Source organism: Paenibacillus alba (assembly GCF_013204855.1).
Classification (GTDB): domain Bacteria; phylum Bacillota; class Bacilli; order Paenibacillales; family NBRC-103111; genus Paenibacillus_E; species Paenibacillus_E alba.
The window spans coordinates 61661-75701 of sequence record NZ_JABMKZ010000010.1; the positions used below are offsets into that span (position 1 = coordinate 61661).

Below are 14041 nucleotides of genomic sequence, written 5' to 3' on the forward strand. Positions count from 1 at the left end.
TACTAACTAATTGTTTACTTCTCTCATTCATTCACCAGAAATCCTACCCGAATTTCCGATTCCTCTTTCATCCACGACATCGTCTGCCCTTTATGCAGCTCCGTTTTCATGGATTTCACCAGCATCTCGATGTCCACGCTTTGCTCATAGTGCCACTGAAGTGCGGCCGATACATATAGTTCGTTAAGCTGCGCAAACGTAAAGCCGTCTGTTTGCTTTGCCGTTATGTGAAGGAGTGCCTCCGTTAGAAGCTTGCTCATCCCTTTTTGCTTTAAATACGTTTCTCGCAGCACGATGTCCGGAAGCTTGATTTCATAAGCTCGATCGAAGCGGCCGGCACGATTCATAAGCGCAGGATCTATTTGCTCCGGATAATTCGTTGTCCCAATGAGGAAAATCCCTTCCTTGGAGGTCGCGCCATCCAAAATGTTCAAGAAATAGGATCTCGCTCTCTGCGGCATAGCGTCTATATCTTCAATCACCAGAATCATAGGCGCCATATTGGCCGCAGCCTGAAACACCTCTTGAATCGAATCGCTGCAGGTGTTCTCGGTAATTTGCCAATACGCGACTGGCGCTTTCACACTGCCGGCAATTGACTTAACGAGCGTTGTCTTCCCATTGCCTGGCTTGCCGTACAGCAGAATCCCTCTTTTGTAAGGAAGCTGATATTCCTTGAAAAAAGCTCGATCCTCCGTAAAAAATTGATCGATGGAACGATAGATATCGGTCTTGACATCCTCTTTCATGATAACATCCGAACGGTCCACCATGCGGGTAATCGGAGTCAGCTCTTTCTCCATCCCATGAGGTCCATCGGTGAAAACTGTCACTTGCCTGCGGTCCAAATCCCGCCGCCGCTGTCTGGCATGTTCCAGAAAACGATGCAAACTGGCATCATTTTCCGCAAAGACGAAATCCTCCACGCCAATTCCATGCAGGCGAAAGGTAGGCACTCTGGCTAATGCAATTCCCCATCCCGGATAAGCAAACACATTGTTGCGCAGCGTCGGATAGATGCAGTAGCTTGAAGCCTCATTTTCTCCACTCATGCCAAAAGCACGTGATTCCATATGATCAAAGATTCGCGTGACGAAATGGACATCACCACTGCCTCTCTTCACATCCTGCTCAAGCATTTCCCAATACTCTTCTTTCCCGTCATCGCTCATATAAGGCTCGAAGTGTTTCCCGTATCGTTCACCCAGAACCGTTTGAATGCGTTCGAGCACGTAAGCATAATCTCGATATGCGGTTAGCGAGCCTCCATCTGACCTCACATGAGCGGATACGGCTGCCCCTGCTTCTTTTACTTTAGTTTTCGTATTCAGCTGATTCATTTTGCACCTTTGACTGTCGCCATAGGCTTACATTTGGCAACAACGCTTGCTAAGCCAGCCCCAACAACACTTTCAATGATTTGATCGACATCTTTATAAGCCTGAGGCGATTCATCCAGAATTGACTCTAATGACCTTTGGTTCACAACAATTTCATCATTGGTTCCTACGTGCATGGAAGCAGCAAATTCTTCAAGTGTAACCACTCTTTTCGTCGCGCTGCGCGAGCGGATACGTCCTGCTCCATGACAGATCGAGTGGAAGTTCGCATCACCGCCCGGAGCTCCTACCATGATATAGGAAGCTGTTCCCATCGAACCTGGAATCAACGCAGGGTGACCTGTAGCTGCATAAGGCTGCGGATTACCCGGATGTCCGGCGGGAAGCGCTCGCGTCGCCCCTTTGCGATGAACAAAATAAGACTGCTCTCTGTGCTCCTCATTCCATGCATAGTTATGCATGAGATCATACAAGGTCGTCATTTCAAACTTGGAACCAAACAAATCCTTGCCCGCTTCACGAATCGCATAAGCGATGAGATGCCGATTGACTACCGCATAATTAAGCGCAGCATACATCAGATTGACGTAGTTTTGAGCAGCCGGATGTTCGAGGGGCGCGAACAGCAGCTTCGGGTCTGCCGTACCTAACCCATTCATTCGCATCACTTTCTGCATATCGCTGCTGCAGTACTGATTGACCGAGCCGCCCCAGGCACGTGATCCAGAATGGATCATAACAATAACTTGACCATCGAAAAGCCCCCAGGCTTCCGCGATCTCCCGATTCTCCTCCGCAATCTCAATCGATTGAATTTCTGCAAAATGATTGCCATTTCCCAGTGTTCCAAGCTGACGATGCGAGCGATGCCAAACCGAGTCTGGAAAGCGATTCAACGCATTTTCGTCTAAACTAAATTTACTGCTCTCCACATGCGTCAGCGAAGTTGCTTTTCGAGGCGTATAGCCATCAGGGATGTACTTTTTGGGCAAGCCATGCAATCCCTTCGTAACGACATGCTCTAATCGGATGTCAGAGAAATGCCCGCGCGCATGATCCTCTACCGGCAGGTACTTCTCGATCGTCTTCACCAGCTTGCGGCGAAGCTTCACGTCTTTCAGCTCATCCTTATGCAGATTCGTCATATGCACCCGCATGCCGCAGCCAATGTCGCTTCCTACGATAGAAGGCGACACATAGCCATCTTCAGTTCGCCATACAGCCGTTGTGCCAATACAAGTACCTACACCGACATGCACATCAGGCGTATAGCTCATATAAACTTGATTCGGAATCTGCAAATTATTGTTAGCCATTTGAAATACTTGATAATCCAAAGCTTTGAACAGCTCCGGCCCTGCATACACATGTACAACCCCCGACGGGAGCTGGACCTGCTGAATATAATGTTCTTTCATTCGGTTTATTCCTCTCTATGAACCCCAAACCTCCTTCTGCGCCTCTCGGAATAAGGCATCTAATGCCGCATCCTGCTTTTCTTCAGAGACAACGATGTGTTTGGCGGTTTCTTCAAAATACGCGATTTGTCGTTCTAGAAAATCGTTGATCACCGTAATTTTCGGCTCTAGGTCGAATTCAACCCCAGCCTTTTTCCGCGTCAACAACGTCATAATTTCTTGCTTTAATGTTGAATCCGGCACCATGCGCTGGACCAACTCTTCAAAATCCATCGGCGGCATACTGCCGTACGCCTCGATCCACCCACAAGCAAGCACTGGGCGAAGCACATAAAAATACTTTTTGATTTTCACATAATCACCTTGCAAATATTCCCGGAAGTTCCCCTTAGCCATATGCAAATAGTGATACACACTGGATCTCGGGGAAAAAGTGAGCGGCGATAGCTCGCGGATTCGCTCCGTTATTCGGTACTGCTCCAAATACTGAATCGGCGATTGCAGCCATTCGAGCAGCGGCGGGTTCGATTTGCGGAACAAATTGAGCGCTTTTTTCAAATCCCACCCATTGATATCGAGCTGGTCGCTGATCGGACACTCAATGACATCTCGTTTATCGAATAGGGATAAATACCAGTCTGTTGGCCTTACATAGATGAACCTTACATCATAATCACTGTCCTTCGAGGGAAATCCCCATGCTCTGCTGCCGGATTCACAAGCATACAGGATCCGTACACCCTCCTCTTGCTCAATCCGTTGCAGCTCACGATCGATTTTATTGATATCAAATGTCATGGGACTCACCCTTTCTTTATGTTTCTTTGTGTTAGGAAAACGCCAAAAAGCCATAGACCAAACAGCGTCTACGGCTTCTATACACGAAATATGCACCATGCGATGCCTATCTACGTATTTGTCAAAAGTCCGGTCGAGACCGAGGGTAAAATTTGCTTTTCAATTGTCAGGTTATTCATAGAAATTTGATTGCGAATCATATCGTCGGCCTCCTTTCCATTCATTTACAAACATCATACGAGTCAAAGCCAGCAACTGTCAATCCGCTTCAAGCGGAAAGATTAATTATAGTGATCATACTTATCAATAAAAGTTATCAAAGCTTCATTGGCTAATGCGAAGCCTTATTTGTTCAGATAGTGAATTGCTGTTATTCTAATCTTAGAACATAATTACGGAAAGAGGGTGTTAGAATTGGCAAAAAAACTAGATGCATATACATTAAATCTAATTAAAGAAGCTCTTGCTAAATTGGATGTCACTTATAAAAAAGTGAACATCGACTTAGAGAATGGACATATTTCCGAAGAACTTACTAGCATGAATATACAAAACTTATTGGAACTTGGAAAAGGACTCAGCAAAGAAAGAGCACAAGCATGGGCAAGAGATGTTGAGGAGGCAAGAAATGACTGGTAAAGTTCGTGCTATTCTTGATACAAATATTGCAATTGGGCTCATTCTTTCCGACCCTGAAATTTCTCAAAAACTACAGTTTTTACACGATGAGGGCGTCATATTCTGTATGTCAGTCATTTCTAAATGTGAATTGCTCAGCGGAGCCAAAGATACAAAAGAAATTGAACAAATCATTAATCTAGGAAATGACAATTTTATTGAGGTTTCAAATGAAATCGCACAAATCGCCGGAGAGATCCGTCGTGAGCAAAAACAACGATACGGCAGAATTATTAAAACACCGGATGCCTTAATAATAGCTACAGCTAGAATTTATGAATTATCACTTTATACGAAAGATAGAGGCATGCATTTTGTTGAAGAATACGGTGTAATTTTAATCAAATAATTTTATTATCAAAAAACTCTAACCTCTCATAGCACCCAATCTTATCCCTCGCGCTCCTCTATACACCCTTTATCGCAACCATCGGCTTACAAGTCGCCACCACATCCGCTAGCTCTGCGCCTACTACACTATCAATAATCTGATCCACATCTTTGTACGCTTGTGGGCATTCATCCAGAATCGTTTGCAAAGAACGATGATTCACCAGAATCTCTTCATCCGTTCCCACTTTGAGCGATTGGGCGAATTGATCAACAGTAACTAAGGCTTTCGTTGCCTTGCGGGATCTAGCTCTGCCTGCGCCATGACAGATGGAGTAGAAGTTCTTCGCACCTTCGTCTTTTCCGACCATAATGTAGGACGAGGTTCCCATCGAGCCGGGAATGAGCGCCGGATGACCGGTTTCTTTGTATGCTGCCGTATTCAGGAAATGACCTGGCGGCAATGCTCTTGTCGCACCTTTCCGATGAACAAGCATCGGCTGATTACGATGAAATTCTTTCAATGCGTAGTTATGCATCAAATCATACAGCACGGGCAGTTCAGTCTCTGCGCCGAACACTTCCCGGAAAGCTTCCTGCACCCCATAGGCAATCATGTGTCGATTGCTTACCGCAAAGTTCAATGCCGAGTACATTAAATGCAAATAGGTTTGCCCTTCTCGGCTCTCAATTGGAGCATACAGCAAATCTCTGTCCGGATTTTCCACGCCCCAGCTTTGCATCACTGCTCTGAACACCTTCGTAAATTCTTGACCTAAACGAGCGCCCCAGGCACGAGAGCCGGAGTGAATCATGACGACAACTTGACCGTCGAACAAGCCCCATTTTGCCGCCAAATCCTTATGCGCTTCCGCGATCTCCAGATATTGAATTTCTATAAAATGGTTCCCGCCCCCCAGTGACCCGAGTTGTCCATGTGCATATTTTTGAATTTTGGGCGGCAAATTTTCGAGGTATGCATGATCAAACTTAAATGTCGACTCTTCAACATGGGTCAACCATTGCTCGTTCGATCTATAGAGCTCAGGAAGCCCCTTCAGCCCGTACTTTACCACTTGCATAATATCAATATCCGCATAGTTCGTATTGGTCCGTTCATTCGTAGGAACATATTTTTCGATGGCTTTAATCAGCGTTCTGCGGATTTCTTTGTCTTGAATGTCCTCTTTATGCAAAGTTGTCGTATGCACCCGCATGCCACAGCCGATATCGACACCAACAATGGAAGGAGATACGAAGCCATCGATCATCCCCCATACCGCTGTCGTTCCGATACAAGTCCCGATCCCCACGTGGGCATCCGGCGTGTAGCTCATATGCTTGCCCCGCGGAATTCGCAGATTGTTGTCAGCCATTTCGAATACTTTATCCTCAAAAGATTGGAACACTTCAGCATTTGCAAATACATGCAGGTTGCCGTGCTCCAAGGGCATTTCATAATGATTGTTTCCATGTGTGATTGGTTTCAACTCCATTGCACTAACCTCCATTGTTCTTATGCACTTATCTTCGCTTATTTCAGACTGCGCGAACATGGCGAAAGTATGACGACACCTAAAAAGTTTCCATTTTCTCCAAATGATGCTCCTGTTACAATAAGAGCAGGTTGTTAGGCAGAGCGGGGGATTGATTTTGGCTAAAGAAAGCTTTGATAAAGAAATTCAGTTTCTGCGAATGCTGGTCCTTACCAGCGGGGCGTACAGCCGGCAGCAATTTGCAGAAAGACTCGGAATATCGGTTCATACCTTTGATAAAACATTGCGCCGATTAAAAGAAATTGTGGCCGCGATGTATCAACAGGTGCCTGATGAACAGAGGAAAGAATTCACGGAGATGCTGCGCTACAGCTATTTCGACTCCACAGATCCCATGCTGCTGTTCTTGTTCCGCGCCAAGTCATTGAAAGAATCAGAAAGCCAGCGGATCTCCAAACTTCTTGCTGCTTTGAAGGATCAAGCACTTACGGCGATGGAGCTGTTGGATATATGCTGCGCAGATCTGCTTGCCGAGGCTGCCCTTCCTGACGAGAAGACCATCCGAAACGATTTGAAATATTTAGAAGACGTCGGTGTAATCAAAAAAGTGCCAGGTCCACGCCCCAATCGCTATCGCATCCATAATGATTTAGTCCAGGAACTAACTCAGGATGAGCTGATTGATCTCTATGACTTCGTTGATGTGATGTCGAATACGCAAGTCCCCTCGGTTCAAGGTTATTTGCTGCGAGATGGACTCAAAAAGCAGTTGAATCGGACTTCATCCAAACCAGCGCAAGTGGAGCCATTTCTCTATAAATATCATTATCATTCGAGGATTTTGGATGAAGCTCACTTATACATTCTGCTTTCCGCCATAAAGAGCCGCCGCAAGGTCGCATTTTTTTATTTTTCACCTAAAAATAATCAATCCTATTCCTCCAAAAATACGAATCCATTATTCGAGCGGGAAATGGAAGGAAAGCTTCAAACCACGCTGCCGCTCAAAATCGTCTATGATCACCAATATGGCAGGTGGTATATGCTTTCTTATGATGCCAGGCACGGGATTAAGAAATATCGTATGGAAGGGATGACACAGATTGAGCTGGGCGAGCCTGTCCCTTCGGACTTTTTTACCGAAAAGTGCAGCGAATTGGAAGAGCGGATTACCCATAGCTGGGTCATCGATACCGGACGAACGCTCACTGTGAAAGTCAAATTCTTCAATCCGGTCGATACCCCCTCCAATTTCATCAAGCAGCGTGTCCAACTTCAGGGGCAGTGGGGGATCATTACGGAAGAAACGAACAATGCTTTTATTTTTGAGATTCAGGTCAATGGCACGACAGAAATAAAGCCTTGGATCCGCAGCTTCGGATCGAGCTGTGAGGTGTTAGAGCCCCCCTTCTTTCGGAAGGAAATGATGGCAGAATGGGAGGCGCTTCGCGCTTATTATGAATCTGTTTGAGAAGATATTTAACTACCAAATGATAGCAAGGCTTGAGGATTCAGGCACTTTCATGATTACATCGCAAGAGCGATCTTGGCTGAAAACGATGCTAAACCACCCAACTGCGGCTCATGCCTTCACTCCAATCACACGCGAGAAGCTGCAGTCCGTGCTGGCAGCAGATCCCGCCTTCGATCTGACGGAGGCTTTCCTGGAGAAAGCCCGCAGTCGCGAGAAGCACATTTATCATCCACATCTGCGCGAGCTGCGCCGATTTATTGCCAGCCAAACGGCTGTTCAGTTTACCTATCGAGTAAAAGATGAGCGGGTTTTCACAGATGAACTGGCTTTTCCATATAAGCTGGAATATTCGCTGGTCAAAAAGGAATGGTATCTGCTGTGGTACCATATCAGAAACCGGGCAATGATGAGCAGCAAGCTCGATAATATCGAATCGCTCCAAGCACTGATCATTGCTCCAGAACGAATCGCACAGATAGGCGCGAACATTGATAAATTATTGCAAAAGCGCCAGATTCAAGCCAAAATCGAGGTCGTCAATACGTATAATCGCGAGTTATCGCGGATTCTTTATGCCTTTTCTTGCTTCGAGAAGCAAGTTAACTATGAGGAAGCAACGGACACCTATACGATCCAGCTTACTTTTATGAATAATGAAGCCGAGTACGTGCTAACCAAAATTCGCTTTTTGGGTTTGCGGGTCCGCGTCACAGAAGGCGAGCATTTGCAGAAAAGAATGGCGGAAACCGTTAAACGTGCGCTTGCCAGATATGAGGAAAAGTAACGAATAAACTTAATTCCCACTTGTTTAATAGGAATTAATATGCTAGATTAACTACACAATAACTAACAGCCCATTGGTCCACCAAAGGCTCTCCCAGCACCGTTCTAATACGGCATGCTTGCGAGAGCCTTTTTAAGTATGGACCGGGAGCTAAACGACAACTATGGAGGGTTGAAAGATGCGTACAACCAAGCAGACTATGCATTTGGGCGCGTTTCTCGTTCATCCGCGCGCTCACATAAAGCCATCGGGTTACACCCATACGGATGCTCAGCATATAGAGCCATTTAAGCTTTATGAGCATCTCGCTTACTCGGCCGAGCAAGGAAAATTGGATTTCATTTATCTAGCCGATTCTCAGGCTCCAAGCCCGGAACCTCTTACTTTCCTATCCTATTTAGCGGGAATTACGACGCGAATTGGTTTGGCAGCTGCCGTTTCAACTACGTATTACGAGCCTTTCAACTTAGCTCGTGAATTCTGTTGCCTGGACCATTTGAGCGGAGGGCGCGCAGCTTGGAAGGTTATTACCTCCGGCAGCGAAGCTGAGGCGCATCACTTCAATCAAGATCACCCGCCTGCTCTTCAGCAGCGTCAAAACCAAGCTCAGGAGTTCTTGGATGTTGCTTATTCACTCTGGGATAGCTGGGAAGACAACGCCATCTTGGCTAATAAAGAAAGCGGGATTTTCGCTGATCCCACTAAGGTTCATGAGCTTAATCATCGCGGTGAATTTTTCGCTGTTCGCGGCCCCTTAAACTTGCCGCGATCTCCGCAAGGCAGACCCGTGATCCTGCAAGATGCCGATTCGGAGGCAGGTACCCTTTTTGCAGCTGAAACGGCCGAAGTCGTCTTCACGACATCACAGACGTTGGAAGACGCGCAGCATTTTTATCAGAAGATAAAAAGCTTGGCTACCGCACATGGGAGGTCCGCCGACCAGATTAAAGTGATGGCTGGCATCTATCCCGCTGTCGGTATTTCCGAAGAAGAAGCGCTGCAAACATTTGCCCATTTACCGTTAACAAATGCTTCTAGCCACCGCCTCGTTTATGGCAGCCCTTCACAAATTGCTGATCAACTCGAAGAATGGTTTGCCAAAGAGGCCTGCGACGGATTTGTCATCACACCCCCGAACTCAGCTGGCGGTCTCGAGGATTTCGTGCAAAATGTGATTCCTGAGCTTCAGATCCGAGGCTTGTTTCGATATGAATATGAAGGTACAACGCTGCGCGAGCACCTTGGTCTGAGCAGACCGCAAAGCCGTTTCCAAGCGGCTCGCGCAAGCAGCGAAGTCCTGCATTCCAAGGAGGTCCAAGATGGGAAAATTAAGTAAACAGCGGCAGCTGCACTTAGGAGCATTCATATTTGGCGTTGGCCACCACGTAGCAGCATGGCGCTATCCCGAGTCCGATACGAATGGACTGTTAAAGCTGGATTTCTACCGTCAATTCGCCCAAGCAGCGGAACGCGGCAAATTTGATTTAATATTCGTCGAAGATATTCCCGTTCTTCCGGAGCAATGGGAAAGGGCTGTCAACTACACACTTCCTGTCAGGGCAGAAACAATGACACTTCTGTCGGCTTTGGCTTCCGCAACAAAGCACATTGGCCTTGTAGGCACCGTTTCTACAACCTATAATGAACCCTTTCATGTCGCGAGCAAATTCGCTTCGCTGGATCACTTAAGCCAAGGTCGTGCGGGTTGGAACGCCGTCACTACGAGCTTGGATCACACAGCCAAGAACTTTGGGCGCGACCAGCATCTCGAACATTCCCTCCGTTATGAACGTGCCAAAGAATTCGTCAATGTGGTCAAAGCGCTGTGGGATAGCTGGGAAGAGGATGCCCTTCTTATGGATGAAGCCGGTGCCCACTGGGTAAACCCGGATAAAGTACATGAAATTAATCATCAGGGAACTCACTTCTCCGTTCGGGGTCCGCTGAATATACACCGCCCCCCGCAAGGGCAGCCTGTGATCGTTCAAGCTGGTTCTTCCACGACTGGCCAAGCTTTTGCCGCTCAAGCCGCCGAAGTTGTCTTTACAGCATGGCAGACCTTGGAGGAGGCGCAAAGCTTCTATACCCAGTTGAAAAGCCAGCTACCAGCTTACGGTCGATCCTCTGAGGAACTGAAGATCCTGCCCGGTATCCTTCCCTTCATAGGCTCAACAGAAGAAGAAGCGCAAGAAAAAGAGGCCGCATTCCAAGACCTCGTTCTTCCCACAGTCGGTTACGGCATGCTGCAGAATATGTTAAAAGTTGATCTCTCCTCTTATCCGCTAGATTCACCTCTGCCAACATTGCCAGATGCTGCGGAAATCAACGGCGGGAAAAGCCGATATCAGCTTTTGCTCGATATGACGCGCAGAGAAAATCTGACTGTCCGTCAGTTAATTCACCGAGTCACAGGCGCTAGAGGGCATCGCACTATGGCAGGAACACCGAAACAAATTGCTGATCTTATGGAGGAATGGTTCGTTAACGAAGCCTGTGACGGCTTTAATATTATGCCTCCCTACCTCCCAGGTGGACTGGACGCATTCGTTGATCTCGTTATTCCTGAGCTCCAGCGGCGTGGTTTATTCCGTACTGAGTATGAAGGTACAACACTGCGTGATCATCTTGGTTTAGAAAAGCCGATCAATCGTCATGCCAAGCGGTAAGAAAAAGCGTCAAAGAAAAGCGCCGATACCCTATTAAACTCAGGGAATCGGCGCTTTTCTAGTTCACTGCTATCTTAGCGGCGGCTTCTTCCGCCAGTTTCACTCGCAATTGCTCTTTCCGCTCCGCCCGTTCTTCGGGCTTCATGCGCGGACATGTATAGCAGTAATTGCCGCCTTCCGTGCGGTAATACATACAACATGCCATCTTCATCCGCAGCTGCTTATCTGGCTCGCCAGGAGCACCTGGATAGTCCACAAAGTTAATTTTCACATCCAGGGGATTACGGCTGCGCCCGAACGGATCGCCGCTCAGTCCTTTCGTAAGGAACGTCCAATCCTCTTCGTAACGCTTTAACAGCTCTTCCGAGCTAGTCGCTTCCTCCAATTGGTCAAACATATACCGAAGCCGCATCGGAAACAGTCTCCAGAGATGAGTTAAATCCACCTCCACCGCACGGGAAGTCGCTTCCACAATTGGCCGAATATGAGCTTCGTACCAATGGCTTAACCTTTCTTCACGCCATAAACTGATCTGATCAGACTGCGGACCTTCCATCCACCGAATTTCACTGAGCACATAGCGAAACTCGACATACCCCTTCTCATGCCGATAAATTTGCAAGGTCCACAGCTCTGGAGCCAGATCAATTAACTCATCATGCGAGACCATATACTGCATAGCACCATTCAACATGGCAATTCTGCTAATAAAATACACACCAGCCGCCGCGGGTTCCAATGCGAGCATAAGCGGCGAGTACGCATCGACCAATTCTTCAATGCCCGCTTCTGTTGAGAGACGACTCCCTGCTATTTCAAATAGCGGTTCTGGATGAAATTCCGTCGTAACACTAAACTTTTCAGCAATTACATGTACAAGGGACGAGCTCATAATTCTACCTCCATTCGGGTTAGCCTGCATCAAGCTTTGGATTTTGCCAACAAATATAAGAAATAAGGAGCTCCGATGACCGCTACAACAATGCCTGTTGGAATCTCGGTTGGCTGGAGAATCCAGCGTGCAAGCGTATCGGCAACAATGAGCAGCAGCCCTCCCGTTAGCATAGAGGCCGGCAGCAAATATTGATGTTTCGGTCCCACAAGCTGCTTGGCTAGATGCGGACCGATCAATCCGACAAAGCCGATGCCTCCGCCGACAGCGACGCAAGCTCCCGCAAGGGCAACAGCGGCGACCAGCAGGCTGAGCCGTTCTTTTTCGATACGTGTCCCAAGTGCGCTTGCAATCTGATCGCCCAGATGGAGAACATTCAACGTTCGAGCTTTATATAGAACGAAGGGGATACACACGACAATCCACGGCAGCAGGGCGAAGACGAATTTCCAATTCGTCCCCCAGATACTGCCCGCGAGCCAAACCGCCACAAATTGATAATTTTGCGGATTCATCCGGATCGTCAGGACAATCATCGCCGCGCTGATGCCTGCCGCTACGGCAATACCGACCAGAATAAGTCTGGTTGGCGAAATGCCTATGCCTTTTTTGTAAGAGAGACTATAGATCAAAGCGGCAGCGAGCCCAGCCCCAGCCATTGCCAGAAGCGGCATCATAAACACAGGAGCGGCCAGATTGGTAGGATAAAATGAAACAAACAAGACTACTGCAAGCCCAGCTCCGGCATTAATGCCTAGAATACCTGGATCGGCCAGCGCATTGCGCGAAAGTCCTTGCAGAATAGCCCCAGATAAAGCGAGTCCCGCGCCAACCAGCACAGAAATAATAATCCGCGGCAAACGAAACTCGAAAAGAATCAGCTCTTGCTTGCTCGTTCCTTGCCCGAAGAAAGTATGAATGACATCGCTTGGCGATAACCGAATATACCCTGTATTCATGCTGAGGAGAAAAGCAATGAGAATCGCCGCGGATAAGATGGCGATCATGGTATAGGCTCTTACTGAACGTTTGCGGTTGGCTACATCTATGAGAGAAGACATTACATCTCCCTCCTTTCCTTACGCGCCAAATAGAGAAAAAACGGAACGCCGATCAGCGCAATCAAAGCGCCAATAGGAGTTTCAAATGGCGGATTTATCATACGGGCGCCAATATCAGCTACAACCATAAGGAGCGCACCCAATACAGCAGAGCAGGGGATGATCCAGCGATAATCCACGCCTACAAGCGATCGTGCCATATGCGGGATGACCAGCCCTACGAAACCGACCGCACCAACTGCCGATACCGACGTACCGGCTAAGATAAGCGACAGCAGCATCCCGGCAGCTTTCACCCAGCGCGTTCGTTGACCCAATCCAGCAGCAATTTCATCCCCAAGGCTAAGCAAGGTTATGGAACGCGACAGCCAGATAGCCCCAGTGACACCAGCCAGAATCCACGGCCAAATAATTTTGATTTGCAGCCACTTCGTTCCGGCAACACCACCGGCATACCAGAAAGCCAAATCCTGCGAAATATGAAAGTAAATCGCAACGCCTTCGCTAAGCGCAAGCAGCAAGGCACTAACCGCTGCGCCTGCCAAGGCAAGACGCACGGGTGAGAGACCACCTTTGGCCAGCGAACTGATGCCGTATACAAGTCCTGAACCAACTGCCGCGCCTGTAAATGAGAATAAGATCAAATAATGAAAAGGCAGCCCTGGAAAAAAAGCGAAGCAAATGGCCAATACAAAGCCAGATCCGGCATTAATCCCAAGCAAGCCAGGATCTGCGAGCGGATTGCGCGTCATCCCCTGCATGATTGCCCCGGATATCGCAAAACCAATACCTACAAGAGCACCAGCCAATGCACGAGGGAGCCTCAGCTCGCGAATAATTTGATGCTGTGTAAGCTCTTGATTGAAATTGAAAATGGCTTCCCAAACCATAGAAAGTTTAATGTCTGCCGCTCCTACCGACACAGACACGGCAAGCCCGAGAAATAAAGCAGCAAGACCGCCAATTAGTATAATCGAAGCCACGAACGGCCGCGTCCGAAGCTTGGGCCGTGGAGTATCGGCTACTCCGCTGGGTAAACTCATGAACATAATCCCCTTCCACTATGTAGGCGTAAAAAGGTAAGAAAGCTAAATTCAGGCTTGC

Annotated in this window: 13 protein-coding genes; 6 read left to right on the forward strand and 7 right to left on the reverse strand. The window is 47.7% G+C overall.

Annotated elements, in window-relative coordinates:
• Positions 1-23 precede the first annotated feature (23 nt).
• Genes HQN90_RS15075 through HQN90_RS15085 form a run of 3 tightly spaced genes read right to left on the reverse strand, consistent with a single transcriptional unit; the run spans position 24 to position 3556 of the window.
• On the reverse strand, positions 24-1340 hold the full coding sequence (locus HQN90_RS15075) for an AAA family ATPase (protein ID WP_173219994.1): 1317 nt from the start codon (positions 1338-1340) through the stop codon (positions 24-26).
• A complete protein-coding gene (locus HQN90_RS15080) occupies positions 1337-2758 on the reverse strand; it encodes an RtcB family protein (protein WP_173219997.1) in 1422 nt (473 codons plus the stop codon). The genes HQN90_RS15075 and HQN90_RS15080 overlap by 4 nt, the downstream gene beginning before the upstream one ends.
• Positions 2759-2773: 15 nt before the next feature.
• Positions 2774-3556 carry a nucleotidyltransferase domain-containing protein gene (locus HQN90_RS15085; RefSeq protein ID WP_173220001.1) on the reverse strand — a complete coding sequence of 261 codons (783 nt, stop codon included), beginning with the start codon at positions 3554-3556 and terminating at the stop codon, positions 2774-2776.
• 414 nt (positions 3557-3970) lie between these two features.
• Here HQN90_RS15085 and HQN90_RS15090 point away from each other — a divergent pair, with 414 nt between their 5' ends.
• Together HQN90_RS15090 and HQN90_RS15095 are read left to right on the forward strand one after the other, a co-directional pair.
• Positions 3971-4195: a hypothetical protein gene (locus tag HQN90_RS15090; protein WP_079421228.1), complete on the forward strand. Its 225-nt coding sequence runs from the start codon at positions 3971-3973 to the stop codon at positions 4193-4195.
• Entirely contained in the window at positions 4185-4583 is a 399-nt protein-coding gene (locus HQN90_RS15095) for a PIN domain-containing protein (RefSeq protein ID WP_173220004.1), read from the forward strand. Before HQN90_RS15090 ends, HQN90_RS15095 begins: the two co-directional genes overlap by 11 nt.
• A 58-nt stretch (positions 4584-4641) precedes the next feature.
• Here HQN90_RS15095 and HQN90_RS15100 read toward each other — a convergent pair whose 3' ends face one another.
• Positions 4642-6060: an RtcB family protein gene (locus HQN90_RS15100; protein WP_173220007.1), complete on the reverse strand. Its 1419-nt coding sequence runs from the start codon at positions 6058-6060 to the stop codon at positions 4642-4644.
• Between the two features lie 157 nt (positions 6061-6217).
• Between HQN90_RS15100 and HQN90_RS15105 the strand changes: the two genes are divergently transcribed.
• The 4 genes from HQN90_RS15105 (at position 6218) to HQN90_RS15120 (ending at position 10984) form a co-directional block, all read left to right on the forward strand.
• On the forward strand, positions 6218-7531 hold the full coding sequence (locus HQN90_RS15105) for a helix-turn-helix transcriptional regulator (RefSeq protein WP_173220010.1): 1314 nt from the start codon (positions 6218-6220) through the stop codon (positions 7529-7531).
• Between the two features lie 52 nt (positions 7532-7583).
• A complete protein-coding gene (locus tag HQN90_RS15110) occupies positions 7584-8318 on the forward strand; it encodes a WYL domain-containing protein (protein ID WP_338042326.1) in 735 nt (244 codons plus the stop codon).
• A gap of 178 nt (positions 8319-8496) precedes the next feature.
• Complete coding sequence (locus HQN90_RS15115) at positions 8497-9654, forward strand: NtaA/DmoA family FMN-dependent monooxygenase (RefSeq protein ID WP_173220016.1); 1158 nt, start codon at positions 8497-8499, stop codon at positions 9652-9654.
• The gene (locus HQN90_RS15120) at positions 9638-10984 is read left to right on the forward strand and encodes an LLM class flavin-dependent oxidoreductase (protein WP_173220020.1); all 1347 of its coding nucleotides are present in this window, start codon (positions 9638-9640) and stop codon (positions 10982-10984) included. Before HQN90_RS15115 ends, HQN90_RS15120 begins: the two co-directional genes overlap by 17 nt.
• 58 nt (positions 10985-11042) lie before the next feature.
• On the opposite strand, the gene HQN90_RS15125 is transcribed toward HQN90_RS15120, so the two are convergent.
• From HQN90_RS15125 to HQN90_RS15135, 3 genes are read right to left on the reverse strand one after another with little or no spacing between them, the layout of a single operon-like run.
• Positions 11043-11876, reverse strand: a complete 834-nt coding sequence (locus HQN90_RS15125; RefSeq protein ID WP_173220023.1) for a (2Fe-2S)-binding protein — start codon at positions 11874-11876, stop codon at positions 11043-11045.
• Positions 11877-11905: 29 nt separating this feature from the next.
• Positions 11906-12937: a FecCD family ABC transporter permease gene (locus tag HQN90_RS15130; protein ID WP_173220027.1), complete on the reverse strand. Its 1032-nt coding sequence runs from the start codon at positions 12935-12937 to the stop codon at positions 11906-11908.
• Positions 12937-13980: a FecCD family ABC transporter permease gene (locus HQN90_RS15135; RefSeq protein ID WP_246362433.1), complete on the reverse strand. Its 1044-nt coding sequence runs from the start codon at positions 13978-13980 to the stop codon at positions 12937-12939. The genes HQN90_RS15130 and HQN90_RS15135 overlap by 1 nt, the downstream gene beginning before the upstream one ends.
• Between the last annotated feature and the right edge of the window lie 61 nt (positions 13981-14041).

Excerpts from the sequence above, each read along its gene's own strand:
- HQN90_RS15135 (WP_246362433.1), bottom strand. The coding sequence starts at position 13,980 with ATGAGTTTACCCAGCGGAGTAGCCGATACTCCACGGCCCAAGCTTCGG.
- HQN90_RS15095 (WP_173220004.1), top strand. The coding sequence starts at position 4,185 with ATGACTGGTAAAGTTCGTGCTATTCTTGATACAAATATTGCAATTGGG.
- HQN90_RS15080 (WP_173219997.1), bottom strand. The coding sequence starts at position 2,758 with ATGAAAGAACATTATATTCAGCAGGTCCAGCTCCCGTCGGGGGTTGTA.
- HQN90_RS15115 (WP_173220016.1), top strand. The coding sequence starts at position 8,497 with ATGCGTACAACCAAGCAGACTATGCATTTGGGCGCGTTTCTCGTTCAT.
- HQN90_RS15120 (WP_173220020.1), top strand. The coding sequence starts at position 9,638 with ATGGGAAAATTAAGTAAACAGCGGCAGCTGCACTTAGGAGCATTCATA.
- HQN90_RS15100 (WP_173220007.1), bottom strand. The coding sequence starts at position 6,060 with ATGGAGTTGAAACCAATCACACATGGAAACAATCATTATGAAATGCCC.
- HQN90_RS15130 (WP_173220027.1), bottom strand. The coding sequence starts at position 12,937 with ATGTCTTCTCTCATAGATGTAGCCAACCGCAAACGTTCAGTAAGAGCC.
- HQN90_RS15075 (WP_173219994.1), bottom strand. The coding sequence starts at position 1,340 with ATGAATCAGCTGAATACGAAAACTAAAGTAAAAGAAGCAGGGGCAGCC.
- HQN90_RS15110 (WP_338042326.1), top strand. The coding sequence starts at position 7,584 with ATGATTACATCGCAAGAGCGATCTTGGCTGAAAACGATGCTAAACCAC.
- HQN90_RS15085 (WP_173220001.1), bottom strand. The coding sequence starts at position 3,556 with ATGACATTTGATATCAATAAAATCGATCGTGAGCTGCAACGGATTGAG.
- HQN90_RS15125 (WP_173220023.1), bottom strand. The coding sequence starts at position 11,876 with ATGAGCTCGTCCCTTGTACATGTAATTGCTGAAAAGTTTAGTGTTACG.